16 protein-coding genes are annotated in these 17,627 nt (G+C 64.2%); 3 read left to right on the top strand and 13 right to left on the bottom strand.

Features of this window, described 5'->3' with window-relative positions:
* Window positions 1-14 precede the first annotated feature (14 nt).
* A complete protein-coding gene (locus D6B98_RS39705) occupies window positions 15-899 on the bottom strand; it encodes a class I SAM-dependent methyltransferase (protein WP_164718383.1) in 885 nt (294 codons plus the stop codon).
* 461 nt (window positions 900-1,360) lie between these two features.
* Between D6B98_RS39705 and D6B98_RS04745 the strand changes: the two genes are divergently transcribed.
* Together D6B98_RS04745 and D6B98_RS04750 are read left to right on the top strand one after the other, a co-directional pair.
* A complete protein-coding gene (locus tag D6B98_RS04745) occupies window positions 1,361-2,101 on the top strand; it encodes a hypothetical protein (protein ID WP_164718384.1) in 741 nt (246 codons plus the stop codon).
* Window positions 2,102-2,159: 58 nt separating this feature from the next.
* Window positions 2,160-3,035 carry a hypothetical protein gene (locus D6B98_RS04750; protein ID WP_164718385.1) on the top strand — a complete coding sequence of 292 codons (876 nt, stop codon included), beginning with the start codon at window positions 2,160-2,162 and terminating at the stop codon, window positions 3,033-3,035.
* A 230-nt stretch (window positions 3,036-3,265) separates the two neighbouring features.
* Here the strand turns inward: D6B98_RS04750 and D6B98_RS04755 are convergent, their stop codons facing one another.
* From D6B98_RS04755 to D6B98_RS04790, 8 genes are all read right to left on the bottom strand, one after another.
* Window positions 3,266-4,105, bottom strand: coding sequence for an SDR family oxidoreductase (locus D6B98_RS04755; RefSeq protein WP_126255733.1), 840 nt, complete (start codon window positions 4,103-4,105; stop codon window positions 3,266-3,268).
* 14 nt (window positions 4,106-4,119) lie between these two features.
* Window positions 4,120-4,881 carry an SDR family NAD(P)-dependent oxidoreductase gene (locus tag D6B98_RS04760; protein ID WP_126255734.1) on the bottom strand — a complete coding sequence of 254 codons (762 nt, stop codon included), beginning with the start codon at window positions 4,879-4,881 and terminating at the stop codon, window positions 4,120-4,122.
* Entirely contained in the window at window positions 4,878-5,726 is an 849-nt protein-coding gene (locus D6B98_RS04765) for a sugar phosphate isomerase/epimerase family protein (protein ID WP_126255735.1), read from the bottom strand. Before D6B98_RS04765 ends, D6B98_RS04760 begins: the two co-directional genes overlap by 4 nt.
* Complete coding sequence (locus tag D6B98_RS04770; RefSeq protein ID WP_126255736.1) at window positions 5,723-6,487, bottom strand: SDR family oxidoreductase; 765 nt, start codon at window positions 6,485-6,487, stop codon at window positions 5,723-5,725. The genes D6B98_RS04765 and D6B98_RS04770 overlap by 4 nt, the downstream gene beginning before the upstream one ends.
* Entirely contained in the window at window positions 6,480-7,169 is a 690-nt protein-coding gene (locus tag D6B98_RS04775) for an acylneuraminate cytidylyltransferase family protein (RefSeq protein ID WP_126255737.1), read from the bottom strand. The genes D6B98_RS04770 and D6B98_RS04775 overlap by 8 nt, the downstream gene beginning before the upstream one ends.
* Window positions 7,169-9,088, bottom strand: a complete 1,920-nt coding sequence (locus D6B98_RS04780; protein ID WP_245481244.1) for an N-acetylneuraminate synthase family protein — start codon at window positions 9,086-9,088, stop codon at window positions 7,169-7,171. Before D6B98_RS04780 ends, D6B98_RS04775 begins: the two co-directional genes overlap by 1 nt.
* A gap of 19 nt (window positions 9,089-9,107) precedes the next feature.
* Complete coding sequence (locus tag D6B98_RS04785) at window positions 9,108-10,484, bottom strand: GHMP family kinase ATP-binding protein (RefSeq protein ID WP_126255739.1); 1,377 nt, start codon at window positions 10,482-10,484, stop codon at window positions 9,108-9,110.
* Window positions 10,485-10,809: 325 nt separating this feature from the next.
* Entirely contained in the window at window positions 10,810-12,033 is a 1,224-nt protein-coding gene (locus D6B98_RS04790; protein WP_126255740.1) for a phenylacetate--CoA ligase family protein, read from the bottom strand.
* 86 nt (window positions 12,034-12,119) lie between these two features.
* Here D6B98_RS04790 and D6B98_RS04795 point away from each other — a divergent pair, with 86 nt between their 5' ends.
* The gene (locus D6B98_RS04795; RefSeq protein WP_164718386.1) at window positions 12,120-13,274 is read left to right on the top strand and encodes an AGE family epimerase/isomerase; all 1,155 of its coding nucleotides are present in this window, start codon (window positions 12,120-12,122) and stop codon (window positions 13,272-13,274) included.
* Window positions 13,275-13,334: 60 nt separating this feature from the next.
* Here the strand turns inward: D6B98_RS04795 and D6B98_RS04800 are convergent, their stop codons facing one another.
* The 4 genes from D6B98_RS04800 to D6B98_RS04815 all read right to left on the bottom strand — a co-directional run bounded on the left by D6B98_RS04800 (window position 13,335) and on the right by D6B98_RS04815 (window position 17,612).
* Window positions 13,335-14,168, bottom strand: coding sequence for an ABC transporter ATP-binding protein (locus tag D6B98_RS04800; RefSeq protein ID WP_126255742.1), 834 nt, complete (start codon window positions 14,166-14,168; stop codon window positions 13,335-13,337).
* Between the two features lie 145 nt (window positions 14,169-14,313).
* Complete coding sequence (locus D6B98_RS04805) at window positions 14,314-15,597, bottom strand: ABC transporter substrate-binding protein (RefSeq protein WP_126255743.1); 1,284 nt, start codon at window positions 15,595-15,597, stop codon at window positions 14,314-14,316.
* 44 nt (window positions 15,598-15,641) lie between these two features.
* On the bottom strand, window positions 15,642-16,715 hold the full coding sequence (locus D6B98_RS04810; RefSeq protein WP_126255744.1) for a branched-chain amino acid ABC transporter permease: 1,074 nt from the start codon (window positions 16,713-16,715) through the stop codon (window positions 15,642-15,644).
* A 3-nt stretch (window positions 16,716-16,718) separates the two neighbouring features.
* Window positions 16,719-17,612, bottom strand: a complete 894-nt coding sequence (locus D6B98_RS04815) for a branched-chain amino acid ABC transporter permease (RefSeq protein ID WP_126255745.1) — start codon at window positions 17,610-17,612, stop codon at window positions 16,719-16,721.
* Window positions 17,613-17,627 lie beyond the last annotated feature (15 nt).

A 17,627-nucleotide genomic window follows, 5' to 3' on the forward strand; every position in this document is an offset into this window, starting at 1 on the left:
GCAAATGGCGATCTTCAATCTCGGCTCGATGGATCGGCCGGACGGCCGATGATCAGGGAGCCAAGCGTGAACAGATCCTCTTCGGAGAAGCCTCTGAAGCATGGTGCCAGTCGTTCCAGAATATGCCGCTCCGGCGGCCGGCGATCGGGCTGATCGCTGAGTAGCTCAAACCCGGCCTCTCTAAATAGTCTCAGATACTCGCTGTGGCGCAAACGATTGACGTACTGGAAGCGCGACTGGAAGGGCGCCCAATCCTCCTCGGAATAGGTCAGAAAGTTGAACGAGCTGATGGACGGATCGAAGCCTTTGAAGTGGTCGCCATAGTCGATCTGCATGAGGACCAGTCCATCAGGACGCATGATGCGCCGCAGCTCGTTCAAGATCGCCGCGATGTCACTCTTGGGAATGTGCTCGAGCGTTTCGACGGAGACCGCGCAGTCGATCGATCCGGCAGGCAGGCCTGTCGTCCGGGCATCGGCTGGCGCGCGATAGTCGATCCTCCAGGAACGTTCGAGGTCGTCTAGGGAATTGATATCAGGGTGTTGGGTGCCGCTGAGTCTGGAGATGATGGCGGCATTGGAGCGGATCAGCTCCAGCTTGGCCAGGCGCGCGATGTCGACCGTGATGAAGCGCTGCGCTCCATGCGCGCTGAAGGTGAGCGGAATGATCAGATCGCGCCCGGTGCCGAACTCGAAGCAGGTCGAATCCCGTAGCGGCCGTAGACCGTACGCTTCATGAACGCCCAGCAGCCGCCGCGCGAGCTTGTAGACGGATTTGACCTGCTTTTCGGGCCGCGGCAGCCGTCGTGTGACGTAGCGCTGCAGGGCGTAGTGGATGTCTTCGCCAAAGGGGATGTTCGACAGCACCGAGAACGCTCGCGCCTTTGCCTGCCAGCGCACGTCACTGATTCCTCGGTTGAATGGACGCCGTGGTTGGCGTGGTGCTGACGACCGGTCGTTGAAGCATGGTAGATGTCCACGATGGGCCCTGATCCGGCTGTTCAGGCGGGTACCATGTCGCATAGGCAGCTTGGTTATATGGGAGCCGCAGGCACAACGCAAGGTTGCAGGACGGGTCCGGAAGCAAGTGCGACCGAGGTCGAAGTGCCTCTTCCGGCTACGTCGCGGCCGCAGAGACAGGTTGCCCTCCAAGCTGCCGACGTGCTCGTGGCGAGCCGTGTATTCGGAGCCGCTCGCGTGGCGCCATTCCCGGTTGATTCAACGGTCGGCTGAGCGTAAACAGACGCTCAAATTACGTCGAAGTTTCAGCATGCGGGCCGGAAAATCGCGTATGGTTTGTCGAACGCCGCCGGCCGGTTCGGCCTGTGCTGGTCCATTGCTCTCCCGCCGAGTCTTGTCGAATGCCCGGTGAACTGCTGATTGGCGAGGCCGTTGCGAGGGGCTATCCGCCCGCTGTGCTGTATCTGCGCAACGACGCGACTGTCACCACGGAAGTCTGCGCATTCAACTACTTCTCGGTTTTCATGAAGGATCATCCGGAGGTGGACGCTCATGTCTGGTTCTTCGACGGAGCGGGCAAGCCGGCTGGATATTTCCACAGGGAACTTGGGGTCAACGGGCAATTGCAATTGCAGACGTCGGAGCTGTGTCCGGGCATTTCGGGAACGGTTGCGATGGCCCTGGTCCCAAAACACGAGACCAAGCTTCGTCCCGGACGGAAGGTGACCACCGGCTACTACGCACAATATTTCTCACAGCACGGGGCGATAACGTTGTCGCACGAGCGCGAACCCGTCGCGGCAGCGCCGTTCCCGACCTCTGCCTGGATGCAATCCTACCTCACGCGATTCCTGAAGGAGTCCGGCGTGGTGCTCGTGAACTCCTGCATGGCGTCCGAAGGCGTCTCGGTGGGGACGGCCCGGCTCATGGCCCTGGACGGCACCGCATTGGGCGAACGTGTGCTGCCGGAAATTGCGCCGATGGGCGCAGTCCGCATCAGCACGCTGGATCTTTTCCCCGAGGCTGACCGGCTGATCGGCGCGGCCGAAGGATTCGCCCTGGAGTTCAAGGGCACCAACATCGCCAGTCCGTTCAGCTATTATGAATTTGCCAACGGCAAGTTCAGCCTGCATCATTTTTAGGGGCGCGTGCGTGACTCGTTTCTCATCCAGTCCTTGGAAACCTTACGAGCCGAGATTCATGTTCCCGACTTTCGCGGGCGTCGAGTCGCGCATGGGTTTCTCGATCCCCGCCTGGTATCGTCCGGTCGACATCAGGTATCTCCGCAGCCTCATTGCCGGCAGCCTGCGCAAGAATTTTCGTGAGACGGTCAAGGATCTCGTTCCCGAGCTCGCCAGCCTGGTCGCCTCGGGCTTCAGCAAGAAGCTGAAATTCAAGCTGCACATCCTGTCGCGCGACGGCGAATACCGGGCGACCTACGAGTTTCCGAAGGACTACGCGCCGGGCGCCTCCGTCGAGATCGAGCTATCTCGTCTTTTCGCCTCGCTCAAGCTGCCGCAGGACGATTACCTGGTCATCGCCGTGATGTCGCGCGGACGCATGGACGGCTTCCGTTCGTCACCGGCCAGCTATTCTATGACCTATGTCGATCAGGACAACGTTGCGATCTACCGCACGGGCGCGTTTGCCCGGCCTTTGAACGAGGGCAGGCTCAAGGCACATGTCGGGTTCACGGGCATCAATCCGAAGATCATTGCGACGGACGACATCGTCAGCAGCCTGATGCTGATCAATCATTCCTCCGATCCCGAATATGCGCACTCGGCGCGGCCGACGTCGAGGCTGATCCGCGAGGACGGCGAGCAGATCGAGGGCGACTTCGGGGAGATTCCGCCGCTCGGAGCCCGCGAGATGTCGGTCGTCGACATGTTCGGCAGTCGCGTGTTCGACTTTCTCAAGCCATTCGGCGGTCGAGGGACTACGGTCACCACTTGCACCGGAATGACGCTTGCGAGCCTGCACTTGCAGCGCACGAACGACAATCGGCGGACGTTGCTCGGTATCGAGCACTCGCGGCCCGCGCACATGAATCTCGCAGGTATTCTGCAGCATTGATCAAGGAAATCGAGTGTCGGAGCAGGGGGCTATGCTGCCCTGGTCTGACGGCCTTGCTCTCGAAGGAATAAGCCGGCCGATTTCGTGGCCGCGAAGCGCCTCGCAAGCTGCTGAGCGCGAGGCGCAAGGCGGCAGCGGCGGCTTAAGCCCGGGCCGGAGCGTGCTTCGCAACTACGGTAGAAGGAGCGCCGGGCCCAGTCTCGTCGACGGCGTGCGCGGCGCAGGCCCGGTTACCAGACGCTCCGCCCTCCATCCATGACGAGATTCTGCCCCGTCATGTAACTCGATGCGTCCGAGCAGAGGAATTGCACGGCCGCGCGGTATTCGTCGACATCGGCCATGCGGCCCATCGGAATCAGTCGTGTCAGTCGCTCGACGAAGGTCGGGTCCTGGTTGTTGAAGACGCCCCCCGGCGAGATCGCGTTGACGCGCACGCCGTGATCGGCCCAATAGGTCGCCAGATATTTCGTCAGCCCGATCAAGCCGTGCTTGATCACCGAGTAGGTCACCGGCTTCACCGGCTGCTCTTCCTCGCGCGATACGTTCGGCTGTCGGTAGAGTCGTTGGTCCGGCGCGATCACGCCGAGATCGGAGGCGATGTTCAGGATCACGCCGCGGCCACGCGCCGCCATCGCACCGCCGAACACTTGCGCGCACAGCATCGCGCCGGTCAGGCCTACGGCGATCTCCGTCTGCCATTGCGGCACCGGAAACGCCTCGAAACGGGAAGAATGCATCACACCCGGTGCGGAGGTCACCTTGGGGTCGATCGCTGCGTTGTTGACGAGGATGTCGACGGAGACGCCGCGACCGGAAAGTTGCTCGTTGGCAGCCCGCACTGAGTCGAGCGTGGTGACGTCGATCGCCAGGGCGATCAGGTCGGCGGACGGCGCGTGCTGCTTGAGCGCGGCAACGGCCGCCTCGGCTTGCGCAAGCCCGACGTCGGTGACGATAACGCGCGCGCCGGCCTCGGAAAGCGCGGCGACATGCTGGCGCCCGAGCAGGCCGCCCGCGCCGGTTACGAGAGCGGTGCGGCCGGTCAGGTCATAGCGTGAAGACGGGCTTGCCATGCCAAGGCTCCTGTTCAACTGCGCAACTGGCCGCCGTCGGCGACGATGACGCTGCCGGTGATGAATGCCGCGCGGGGCGAGGCGAGGAATGCGACGAGGTCAGCGATCTCTTCCGGCTTGCCAAGTCGGCGCAGCGCCACCTCGCGCACAAGCATCTCCTCGACCGCGACCCTGTTTTCCGCAAGCTTGCGCGCCCAGGTGCCTTCCGCGGCCAGGATATTGCCCGGTGCAATAGCATTGATGCGTATGCCTTCGAGCGCCAGCGGGCGGGCCAGACCGCGCACGGCGGCATTCAGCGCCGCTTTTGCGGCGTAATAGGTGACGGGCGCGCCGAGCGCTGCCATGCCTGCGATCGAGGAGATGCAGACGATTGCGCGGTCGCCGCTGCCGCGCGCCAGCAGCGGCCGGGCAGCTTCGATCATGTTGGTCGTGGCAAAGAGATTGAGGTCCATCACGCGCGACCACTCAGCCGCAGTCTCCTGCCCCGGCGGTACGGAAGCGCCGCTACCGACATTGCAGACCAGGATGTCGAGGCGCCCCCAGCGCCGTTCGATCTCCTGAGTCAGGGCCGCGGTGCCGGCCGGATCGGTAACGTCGGCCACGTGCGCCGACGTGGTGCCGCCGATCGCAGCACGGGCGGCATCAAGCGCATCGGCGCCCCGCGCGGCGAGCGCGACCTTGGCGCCTTCTGCAGCGAGCGTCGTCGCGATCGCAAGCCCAATCCCGCGGCTGGCGCCGGTGACGAGAGCGACGCGATCGTTCAGCTCAAGTTTCATCGCGCGGCGTCCTCGATCCAGCCGATTGTCATGTCGCGATATCTGGCGAGCGCGCCGGCGTGATCGCCGTCGGCGGCGCGCGCGGTTTGCAGAATGTATTGGCCCTTGTAGCCGGAGCGCTCGATCAGGCGGATCGTCTTGGCAAGGTCAGCGTTGCCGGTGCCGAGCGGCACGGTGGTGCCACCGCGAATGCGGTCCTTGATGTGCACATTGAGGATGCGCCGCGCGTAAGCCGCGATCTCCTCATCGCTGTCATAGCCGAGCGAGGCGCTGTTGCCGCTATCGTAGTTGATGCCGAAGACGTCGGCCGGGAACGCCTCCATGAACTTGGCAAGCTCGCCCGGCGGCAGATCGGACTCGAAGACGATCTTGACGTTCTGCCTCGTCAGTGACTCCTGCCGAGCCAGCAGCACACGCTTCAACGTATCGCTTTCGCTCTCGCGCTCGATCTTGCCGTTGTCGACCAGCGGAATCACGACGAACTCGATGCCGATGCGGCTACAGGCGGCGACCAGGAGGTCGAGGTCGGCGACGAGCGCGTCGCGCACGACGGCATCGACCTTCCAAAATGGTGCCTGCATGAAGCAGTCGCCGGTCAGGCTCGGGATGCGCACGCCGTTCTCGCGCGACAGCGCCACAATCTCCTGCTGCCCCGGCTCCGTCATCAGCGGGTTCTCGCGCAGCCGTTCCTGGTCGATGGTCCATTCCATCCGCGTCAGGCCGAGCTCCTTCGCGCGCGGGAATTCCTCACGCCATTCGTTCCACGGGAAGGCCTGGATCTTGCCGTCGACCAGGGCCGAGAGCCGTCCCTGCATGAAGCCGATGCGTTGCAGCGTTGCAGTCACGATTTACTATCCGAGCTGATGGCGAGGCCTTTGGTGGTCCAGCCCCCGTCGACGAAGATCTCCTGGCCGGTCAGATAGGCAGAGGCTTCCGATGTCAGGAAAACGGCGGCCCCCACCATGTCGGCAGGCTGTCCCCAGCGGCCGAGCATGGTGTGGCGCCGCCTGTCTTCGTGCATGACGGGGTCGGCAAAACTTTTCGCGGTCATCTCGGTCGCGACGTAGCCCGGCGCGAGTGCGTTGACGCGGATGCCGTCGGGCGCGTAGTCGGCGGCGAGGGCGCGCGTCAGCCCGGCCAGACCAGCCTTCGCCGCGACATAGCCGGGATTGCCGGGAAAGCCGCGGACCGAGTTGATGCTGGTGACGTTGACGATCGCAGCCGAGCCCGGCCTCTTCAACAGCGGGTAGGCGGCAAGGATGGCGGCATAAACGCCGGTAAGGTCGGTCGCGACCGTGGCGCGGAAGCGCGAAATCTCGCTTTCCTCGCTTCTGGCGGGAAGGCTGATGCCGGCGGCATTGACCAGTGCGTCGATACGCCCGCCTTGCGCCTCGATCATGCGGAAGGCGTGATCGATCGCCTTGTCGTCGGAGAGATCGCAGGCGATGGCGGTCACGTCCTGCGGCGCGGTCCCGGAACGGCTGAGGCCGTACACCGTAGCGCCCGCATCTCGCAGGCCGGTCGCAATGGCAGCGCCAATGCCTCGCGAGGCGCCCGTGACCACCGCGATCTTGCCGGCGAGAGAAAAGGCGCTGAGGTCAGGCATAGCCGTAACTTCGCATGATGGCGGCGCAAAGCTTGACGTCCTCGGGACGGTCGATCTGGAACATCTTGTGACGGTCCATCACGTGGAATCCGATCTTGCCGCCGAGGCGGTTGTTCTGCTCGCGCAGCAGGGACGGGATCAGGACGTAGAACGACCCGTTCTCCAAATAGCGCTTCTCGATCTGCTGCCGCATGCGGCGGTTGCGATAATCGTAGTTGATCGGCTCCGGTCCGCTCGCGCCGATACGCCAGTTGAAATAATCCTCGACCTCGCAAACCGAGAGCAGGCTGTCGAGATGATCGCGATCGAAGGTCGCAAGCGCGTTCTCGATGTCGCTCGGTTCGCGGATCGGCGAGGTGGCCTGGAGCGCGACGATCCGCTCGAACCGGCCCATCCGCTCGTCGACCGCCTCGAGCGCATGCAGCCAGGCGGATTCGGAGGAGGCGAAGTCGCCCGAAATGTCGTCCGGGCGCCGCACGCCGACGGCTCCGGCGGCCTCGGCCGCGGCGAGGATGTTGTCGCTGTCCGACGACACCGCCACAACGTCGACGCCGCGGGCCGCGCGTGCCTGCTCGACCGTCCACGCGATCAGCGGCTTGCCGCAGAGATCGAGCAGGTTCTTGTGCGGGATGCCCTTCGAGCCGCCGCGCGCGGCGATCACGGCCAGCGTCTTGCGCGCCATCAGATGTGTCCCTCGAGACGCTCGAGCGCGGTCCAGAAGCCTTCGCCCATGTTCTTGTGGCCCTGCCAGATCTCGGGAATGAAGGACGCGGTCGGTGCATGCTTGCGCAGCACCTGTCCGATCTCGTCGAAATCGATCTCGCCTTCCCCGATCTGGAGACCCTCGCCGTCGAGCCCCTTGGCGTCGCCGAAATGCAAATGGGCGGTGTGCGGTCCGAGCTGGGCGAGGCCTTGAGCGAAGTCGAAGCCGAAATGATTGGCGGCGAGCTTGGTGTGCGAGATGTCGACGCACATGCGCAAACCATGCTTGGCGCAGAATGCCGCCGACTCCTCCGGGAAGATAAAGATGTTCTGGTGGCGCTGACCGCCGAAATGCCAGGGGAACGGAGCCATGGTCTGCGGCGTCAGCTCGACACCTTCCATGTCGAGTTCGGTCAGGCTCTGCGCGAAGATGCGGTAGCGCTCAGCCTTCTCCTCCGGCGGCAGCGGCTCGTCCATGGTGAAACCGCCGATATTGGCGACGATGGGCGGGCGCTTGGTCTTGGGAAAGTACTTCTTCAGGCCGCGGGTAATGTCGATCACCGCCTGGGTCTGCTCCAGCGAATAACGTCGCAGCGCCTCGTCCGGCGTTGCGAGGTCCATCAGCTTGGAGCCGGCAAACAGCTCGGGTGCGTGCACGACGAAGCCGAGATCGTAAGTGCCGGACAGGTAAGCCGCGGGGTCGCGCTCCATGTCGCTGTAGCTGAGATGGAATTCGATGATGTCGGGTTCGCAGATCTCCAGGAAGCGCTCGGTGTCGTGATAGCGCACGGGCACGCCCCAGGGACGATCGAAGCGGTAGCGACGTGCCTTTGCCGCGCCTTCATCGAGGTCGCTCTGGAAGAAATAATCGTCAGCCGTCATCGTCCGCGTCAGCTTGCGACCGAGCAGCGCCGGCATCTTCAGCGGCGACAGGCCCTGTCCCGGGCTCTTCACCGCGATGTCGGCTTCGGAGATCACGGTGCCGGCCGAAAGGTCTTTCGCGGCCACCAGGCTCTTGGCGAGGTTTTCACGGTTGATCAATTCGCCCTGGCTCAGCGCGCGCTCGGCCAGCTTCTCGCCGCGCGCGGCTTCCACCTCGCGGATGCCCGAGACCAGCGACTTGAATTCCTCCGGCTCCAGGCTTGCTGCATGGTCCGGACCTTCCATCTCGCGGTCGAGGGTGATGTGGCGTTCGATGACGACGGCACCGAGTGCCACCGCGGCGATCGACACCGCAATGCCGCGCTCGTGACCGGAATAGCCGACCACCGGATGAATCTCGCGGAGCGTCTCCATGAAACGCAGATGGATGTTGTGCAGCGCGGCCGGATAGGTGCTTTGGCAGTGTAGCAGCACGTAACTCGCGTTGCGCTCGTCGAGGAATTTCGCCGCGGCCTTGATCTCGTCCGTCGTGCTCATGCCGGTCGAGACGATCAGCGCCTTGCCGGTGGCGGCGAGGCGCGCCAGCAGCGGCAGATGGGTGAGGTCGGCCGAGGCAACCTTGTAGGCCTGCACGCCGAAACTTTCGAGCACGGCGACGCTGCTCGCGTCCCAGGGCGTGCAGAGATACTGGATACCCTTTGCAGCGCAGTACTCGGCGATCTTCTTCTGCTGCGCGGTCGGAAGCTCGAAGCGCCGCAACAGATCGAGCGTATATTCGACTGCAAGGTCGTCATCCTTGCCGGACAAGCTCGACGCACGATAGACCTCGTCGAGCTTGCGCATCTGGAATTTGGCGCAATCGGCCCCTGCGGCAACCGCGGCATCGACCAGCGCAATGGCGCGGTCGAAGTCGCCGTTGTGGTTGTTGCCGATCTCGGCGATGACGTAGCAGGGCTCGTCGTCGCCCAGAAGACGGTTGCCGATGCGGACCGGGGCAGGCTGTTTGGGCGATGTCATCAACATTCTCGTCTCATAGTCAGGTGAATCGCGCGGGAAAACGCGATTTCCACGTCCGCAGCCCGTTCTCTTCGAACATGATGCGCGAGCAGCTATGCCCCTGTTGTTCCAGCGCGGCGATCAGCTGGTAGCGCTCGAATGGGCGTACGAAGAACAGGAAATAACCGCCGCCGCCGGCGCCCAACAGCTTGCCGCCGACTGCGCCATGCTGCTTGGCGAAATCGTAGATCGCATCGATCGCGTCCGACGAGATCTTCGAGCTCAGCTTCCGCTTGGCGTGCCAGGCCTCGTCGATCAGACGCCCGCATTCCAGGAGTTGGCCGCGCAAGAGGTGTCGCCGGATGTCGCGCGTCACCTCCTTCTGCTTGGCGGCCGCGGCGACGGCATCGCTGGTCTCGTGCTGTGCCTTCTGGTCGCGATGGATGTCGCCGGAATCGCGGCCGGAGCCGGTGTAGCAGAGCACCAGGCTCTCCTCGAGCTCGGCGATGATGTTGGGATCGAGCCGCAACGGCACGATGGTGTTCTGGTCGGAGAAGAACTCCATGTGATTGAAGCCGCCGAACACGGTGGCGTACTGATCCTGCCAGCCGCCGGGAATGTTGAGCATCAGCCGTTCGGCCTGGAATGCCATCTCCGCGATCTCGTGGCGGTCCCACTGGTCGCCGCGGAATTCGTTGAAGCAGCCGATGATGGCGGAGGTGACCACCGCCGAGCCGCCGAGGCCGGAGCCGACCGGGAAGTCGGCGGAGACTTCGAGCTCGAACCCGTAAGCCGGCTTGATCAGGCGCACGACGGACTTGATCAGCGCAAGATCTCCGTCTGTTCCCAGTTCTGCGAGATTGTCGGCCTCGATCGTGCGGCGGAAATCGTGCGAATAGATCCGGATGCTGGAATCGTTCCGTCGTCGCAGCGTCGCGTGAGCGTACATCTTGATCGTGGCGTTGATGACCGCGCCGCCGTCATTGGCCACGAAATAGTGCGTCAGGTCGGTGCCTCCGCCGGAGAAGCTGATCCGCACCGGCGAGCGGGCGCGCGCGAACACTTCGCTTTCTTCGGACAGGTTGAACAGCTCGCGGCTGAACACGTCGACGAGCCGTCCTTCGCCATCGAGGATCGGCACCACGTGCACGCGCTGGTCGAGTAATTTGAGGATCTGCTCGCGCGGACCGCCGGTCCGGGCCCAGACGAAATTGCGGTTGATGCAGGTTGCGACCCGGTCCTGGATTGTGGTGCCGGTCAGCATGCGCCTGCGGATGTCGCCGTCCGTCACCGCGCCGACGATTCGCCCGCTCGCATCCTGCGCGAACAGGATGCCGAGCATGTTGGCATTCAGGCGCCGGAAGGCTTCCTCAATGGTTTCGGTCTCGGCGATGGTGACGAGGGTTCGTTCAAGCACGTTTTGGGGTCCAGAAAGGGCCGATTCCGGCCATATCGTAGCAAGGTTGGTAATACGGGAGCGGCAGCGACGATGCAAGGTTTCTAGGCCACGCCGGACTCGCGCCAGAACGGCGGGTGCAAGCATTTTGGCCGGGCCGTAGCCGATTTACATGGGCCGGGGCCCTTGGAGAAGGCTTCCGCAACGGGGCCGAACGAGATGGTCGCGACTGGAGGCAGCTCGGGGATCAAGTACGGGCATCACGCATTGCTTCTGCGCGACGGCGAGTGGATCTCGGCTGCGAAGGGATGCGCTTCACGCATCCGCGACTCGACGTCACTTGAAGTCAGCGTTCGTCCGCGATCACCTTGCCGTCATTCGGCAGTGCGCCGGGGCTGACCAGTTCGACGGCGCCACCGAGCTTGGTCACGGCGCGCAGAGTTCCGGCGATCTCTTCGCGCAGCGCCTCGCTCGCGGTCGCCGTTTCCGCTCTCAATGTCATCGCGTCGGTCTCGCCCTGCCGTGTGACCACGAGGCGTAGTCTTCCGAGCGAGGAATGACGCTTGCCGATCTCGGCGATCTGCTCGGGACGCACGAACATGCCCTTGACCTTCGTGGTCTGGTCGGCGCGGCCCATCCAGCCTTTGATGCGCATATTGGTGCGCCCGCATTTGCTTGGACCCGGTAGAGCGGCGGTGAGGTCTCCGAGCGCAAGGCGGATCCAGGGATGATGCGGGTCGAGCGACGTCACCACGATCTCGCCGACGTCGCCGGGCGCCACGGGATCGCCGGTGCCGGGCTTGACGATCTCCAGGATCAGATCCTCGTTGACGACCATGCCCTCGCGTGCCCCGGTCTCGAACGCGATGAGGCCGAGATCGGCCGTGCCAAAGGCCTGGTAGGCGTCGATGCCGCGCGCCTTGATCTCGGCCTGGAGCGACGGCGGGAACGCGGCCCCCGAAACCAGTGCACGCTTGATCGAGGAAACATCGCGGCCCGAGCTCGCCGCCGCATCGAGCAATATCTTGAGGAAGTCCGGCGTGCCGCTGTAGCCAACCGGGCGGTAGGCCTCGATCAGCTCGAATTGCTGCTCGGTATTGCCGGGCCCCGCCGGAATCACGGCGCAGCCGAGCGCACGCGCCGACGCATCGAAAATGAAGCCGCCGGGGGTGAGATGGTAGCTGAAGGTGTTGAGGACGATGTCATCGGGCCGGAACCCGGCCGCAAACAGGGCCCTTGCGCCGCGCCAGGGATCGGCCTGCCGTCCCTCCGGCTCGAAGATCGGGCCGGGGGAGGTGAAGAGGCGGGCGAATGAGCCGGGGGCCGCCGCCACGAAGCCTCCGAAGGGCGCAGAAGCCTTGTGCAAAGCGGGCAGTTCCGACTTGCGCAGCACCGGCAGGCCCGCCAGCGCGGTCCTGGAGGCCACGGCGGCGGGATCAAGACCCCTCAGCCGCTCGGCGTAGGCCGGGGCGGCCATTGCGGCTCGCAGGACCTCCGGCAGGCGGGAGAACAGATCGGCCTCGCGGGCTGCCGGCTCGCGCGTCTCGCGGGCGTCGTAATGGGCGGTCATGGCTGTTCTTTCCGTGTTGGCATCCGTTGCGCGCCGCCACCGGCATGGGTATCAGACCGCCATTGGTGAGGCCTGGAGAGGACCCGATGGCGGACATGGGAAGCATTGCGGCGGCGAATGAGGCTGCGGATGTCGTCGCGCGCCTGAAGCGCCGCATGGTCGACGAGGCGCTGCCGCTGTGGTCGACGGTCGGCTGGGATCAGGCCACCGGCGGCTTCATCGACCGGCTGCACCGCGACGGTTCTGCGGATGCGGCTGCGCCGCGGCGCGTGTTCGTTCAGGCCCGCCAGATCTATTGCTACGCCAAGGCGGCGCAGATGGGCTGGTATCCTGAGGGGCGCGCAGTCGCGCTGAAGGGACTGGAACATCTGCTGGCCAAAGCCAAGGCGCCCGACGGCCGGCCCGGCTTTGTGCATCGGCTGACGCCGGAGGGGACGGTGCTGGAAGGCCGGCGCGATGCCTATGACCACGCCTTCATCCTGTTTGCTCTCGCGACCGTCTACGCGCTCGACCAGGACGCGCAGGTTCGCGCCGAGATCGATGCGCTGCTCGCTTTCCTCGACGGCCATCTCCGTTCGCCGCATGGGGGCGTGCACGAAGGCCTTCCGGTGTCGTTGCCGCGCCGGCAGAACCCGCACATGCATCTGTTCGAGGCGATGATCGCCTGTTTCGACGCGACCCACGATCTGTCGTTCCAGAACCGCGCCGGCGAATTCTTCGCGCTGTTCCTGGCCAATCTGTACGACAAGCAAAAGCGCATCCTGACGGAGTATTTCGAGGAGGACTGGTCGAAGATCGAGCCGGTCAGCGTCGAGCCGGGCCATCAGGCGGAATGGGTCTGGCTCCTGAAGGGGTTCGAGCGCATCACGGGCTGCCCGACCGGGCAGCGGCGCGCTGAGCTGCTGGCGACCGCGATGCGCTATCGCGACGAGGCCACGGGCTGCCTGATCGACGAGGGGGACGACATCGGCAACATTCGACGCAGCACCCGCCGACTTTGGCCGCAGACTGAGATCGCGAAGGCGTGGATCGCGCAGGCGGAATCCGGCGAGGCGGGCGCGGCGGATGAGGCGCGCGCGGCGCTGGTGCGGCTCGAACGGCATTATCTCAGCCATCCCGTGAAGGGCGGCTGGTACGACCAGTTCGATCGCGACGGCAAATCGCTGATCGACATCATTCCTGCGTCGTCGTTCTATCATGTTCTCTGCGCGGTCACGGAAGCGGAGCAGGTGTTGGGTTAGAGCCATCTTGTTTTGACGCGTTTTCTTCACGCGAACCGGGTCCCACTTCGCTTGAAAACGCTATAGCCAGCGCTTGCGCCGCTTGAAGCTCTTGAGGTTCTTGAAGCTCTTGCGCTGGTCGCCGGCGCCGCCGAGATAGAATTCCTTGACGTCCTCGTTGTCGCGCAATTCGTCGGCGCTGCCGTCAAGCACGACCTTGCCCTGCTCCATGATATAGCCGTGGCTCGCCACCGAGAGCGCGGCGCGTGCGTTCTGCTCCACCAGGAGGATGGTGACGCCGAGGTCGCGGTTGATCTTCTGGATGATCGAGAACACCTCTTTCACCAGCAGCGGCGACAGGCCCATCGAGGGCTCGTCCATCAGGATCATCTTCGGGCGCGCCATCAGTGCGCGGCCAATCGCGAGCATCTGCTGCTCGCCGCCTGAGAGATAGCCGGCGAGGCCGGTGCGCTCCTTCAGGCGCGGGAAATAGTTGAAGACCATGTCGAGGTCGGTATCGACCTCGCGGTCCCTGCGGGTGAAGGCGCCGAGCTTGAGGTTCTCCAGCGACGTCATGTCGGCGACGATGCGCCGGCCCTCCATCACCTGGAAGATGCCGCGGCGGACGATCTTGTCGGGATCGATGCCGTTGATGCGCTCGCCCTCGAACAGGATCTCGCCGCGGGTGACTTCGCCGTCCTCGGTCTTGAGCAGCCCCGAGATCGCCTTCAGCGTCGTCGACTTGCCGGCGCCGTTGGCGCCCAGCAGCGCCACGATCGCGCCCTTGGGTACGTCGAGGCTGAGGCCGCGCAGCACCAGAATGACGTCGTCATAGACGACCTCGATGTTGCGCACGGCGAGGAGGGGAGGCGCGGATACGATGCTGGGTCGCTCGATCTGGGCCGTTTCACTCATGATCAGCTACTTTCTCGGTGTCGTCACCCGCGAAGGCGGGTGACCCAGTATTCCAGAGACGCCTGACGTTCCCCGAAAGGCCGCGGCGTACTGGATCCCCCGCCCTCGCGGGGGATGACAGTTCCGGGCTCGGCAAATGCTAGGCTCACCAGCCCAGCAATTCCGGCTTGCGTGGCAGCTCGACGGTCTTGACCTTCTCGAGCTTGATCGTGCCCTTGGCCATGAGGTCGTTGAGGTCGCCGTCGGTCGCGCCCGAGACCTTGGTACGGTAGAGGTCGACCTTGAGCGTGCCGCGATGGTCCTTCTCGGTCCAGGTCGAGGCATTGCAGACGCCTTCCATCCCGGCCGGCACCCAATCCTTCTTTTGGTGGAAGCCCTTGGCGACGTTCTCGCCGGTGGCGCCGCCGTTCTTGGCGGCCCACTCGATGGCCTCCTTCATGTAGAGTGACGAGCAGACGGCCGCGATGTAGTGCACCGGGCGATAGACCTTGCCGGTCGGGTCGGACATCTTGGAGATTTCCATCACCGTCTTCATGCCGGGCGCATCGCCGCCCCAGCTCACCGCGGTGCGCAACGGGAAGATCACGCCGTTGGCGGCATCGCCCGCGGTCTTCGCGGCGTTCTCGTCCATGCCCCAGACATTGCCGAGGAACTGGATCTCGACGCCGGCGGTCTTGCAGGCCTTCATCACCGAGATGTTGGAGGCGGCGGTGTTGCCGAGATAGGCGTAGTTGGCGCCCGAGGATTTCAGGCTCAGGCACTGTGCGCTGTAGTCACCCGGCGTGAGGGCGAACACCAGCGGCGGAAGCACCTCGAAGCCGAGCTCCTGCGCCATGGCTTCACCGGCGGCCTTCGGCGCGTTCGGATAGGGATGGTTGGCGCCCATGTGCACGAATTTCGGCTTGCCGGGCTTGCCCTTGGCCTTCCAGTCCTCGGCCGCCCACATCAGCATCGCGCGCAGCGCGTCCGAATAGCTCGGGCCATAGAAGAAATTGTAGGGGGCGGGCTTGGCCTTGCCGCTGACGCCCTCGGGATCGGTGAGTGCGGCGGCATAGGAGGCGGACATGTCGGGGATCTTGTCCTGAGCGAGGAAGCCGGTCAGCGCCTCGGTGTCGGCGGTGCCCCAACCCATGATCGCGGCGACCTTGTTGTCGGGCGCCGACCACTTCTTGTAGAGCGCAATCGCGCGCGGCACTTGGTAGCCATAGTCGTTGGTGTCGAGATTGAGCTGCTTGCCGCCGACGCCGCCGTTCTTGTTGACCCAGGCGAAGGTGTCGGCGACGGCCTGGCCAAAGGGCGTGCCGACGTCGGAGGTGCCGCCGGAATAGTCGGCGAGATGCCCGATCGCGATCTGCGCCTGAGCGCTCGCCGAGAATGCGGCGATCGCAAGCACGAGCGATGCGGTGCTCAAAAGGGACTTCGTCGTCATGGGTCGGCTCCTCCTGTTTATTGTTTAAGTGAAGTTGCCCGCGCTCAATGCGAGAACGGGTAGAGTTTCCAATACGCCTTGATCTGCCGCCAGCGATGCGCGAGCCCGTCAGGCTCGAACATCAGAAATGCGATGATGATCACCCCGATCGCGATCTCGCGCAGAAAGGTGATGTTGTTGTTGAGCGAGAGCGCCTGGTCGATCGCGCCGCCCTTCAGATGATGGCTCAGCCACTCCATCGATTCCGGCAGCAGCACCACGAAGGCGGTACCCATCAGCGTACCCATGATCGAGCCGGTGCCGCCGATGATGATCATGGCGAGGAACAGGATCGAACGCTCGATGCCGAATCCCTCCTGCGACACCACGAGCTGGTAGTGCGCATAGAGCGCGCCGGCGATGCCGGCGAAGAAGGCGGCAAGCCCGAACGACAGCGTCCGGTATTTGGTGAGGTTGATGCCCATGATCTCGGCGGAGAGATAATGGTCGCGGATTGCCACCAGCGCGCGGCCGTCACGGGTGCGCATCAGGTTGGTGACGAGGACGTAGCTCACGAGCACATAGGCCAGCACGACGTAGAAGTACTGCCTGTCGCCACGCAGCGTATAGCCGAAGATCGAGAAAGGCGCGGCGCTCGCCGGCACCGAGCCGCCGGAGAACCATTCGGCGCGCGAGAAGAAGTCGAGCAGGATGTACTGCGCAGCCAGCGTCGCAATTACGAGGTAAAGACCTTTCAGCCGCGCCGCCGGAATGCCGAAGATCAGCCCGACCAGCGCGGTGACGACGCCGGCGAGCGGGATTGCGAAGAACACCGGGATCGGCGCGTTGTTGGAAATGTAGGCGGAGGTAAATGCGCCGAGCAGGAAGAAGGCGGCATGGCCGATCGAGATCTGTCCGGTGAAGCCGACCAGGATGTTCAGCCCGAGCGCCGCGATCGAGAAGATGCCGATCTGGATCAGGATGCTCAGCCAATAACCGCTGAAGAATTGCGGCGCCAGACACAGCAGCAGCACGCCTGCGATGGCGAAGTTGCGGCTCGTCGCGGTCGGGAAGATCGTGGTGTCGGCCGCGTAGGAGGTGCGGAAATCACCAGCAGGAATGAGGGCAGGGCCGGCCATGGGTCAGATCCGCTCGATGTCGTGGGTGCCGAACAGCCCGTAGGGCTTGATCATCAGCACGATGATAAGGACGTAGAATGGAGCGATCTCGTAGAGATTGCCCCAGTGCAGATACTCGCTGTCGACATATTGGGCGACGTTCTCGAGCAGTCCGATGATGATGCCGCCAAGCACGGCGCCGCCAACTGAATCGAGCCCGCCAAGGATCGCCGCCGGGAACACCTTGATGCCGTAGGCGGCAAGGCCCGAGGACACGCCGTTCACGACGGCGACGACGACGCCGGCGACCGCCGATACCGTCGCCGAGATGGCCCAGGCCATCGCGAACACGCTCTTGACGGAGATGCCGAGCGACTGCGCAACCTGCTGGTTGAACGCGGTGGCGCGCATGGCCAGGCCGTATTTGGAGGCGCGGAAGAACCAGGCCATGCCGATCATCATGGCGACCGAGACCACCAGGCTCATGACATAGACGGTCTGGATCTGCAGTCCTAACAGGCTGACCGACTGGCTCTCGAACACGCGCGGGAACGGCTGCGGATTGACGCCGAAGATCCATTTCAGCGTCGCCTGCAGCACGGTGGAGAGGCCGATCGTCACCATGATCACCGAGATGATGGGCTCGCCGATCATCGGACGCAGGATGAGCACCTGGATCGCGATGCCGAAGACGAACATGAACACCAGCGTGATCGGCATGCCGATCCAGAACGGCAGCTGGTATTTCGCCAGCAGCGCCCAGCACACCCATGCGCCGACCAGCAGCAATTCACCTTGCGCGAAATTGACGACCTGCGTCGCCTTGTAGATCAGCACGAACGACATCGCGACCACGCCGTAGAGCGTGCCAACCACGAGGCCGTTGACCAGGAGCTGGATGAGGAAGGCGGTGTTCATGTGATATGCTGTCCT

It is taken from the genome of Bradyrhizobium sp. LVM 105 (genome assembly GCF_003957705.1).
Classification (GTDB): Bacteria; Pseudomonadota; Alphaproteobacteria; order Rhizobiales; family Xanthobacteraceae; genus Bradyrhizobium; species Bradyrhizobium frederickii.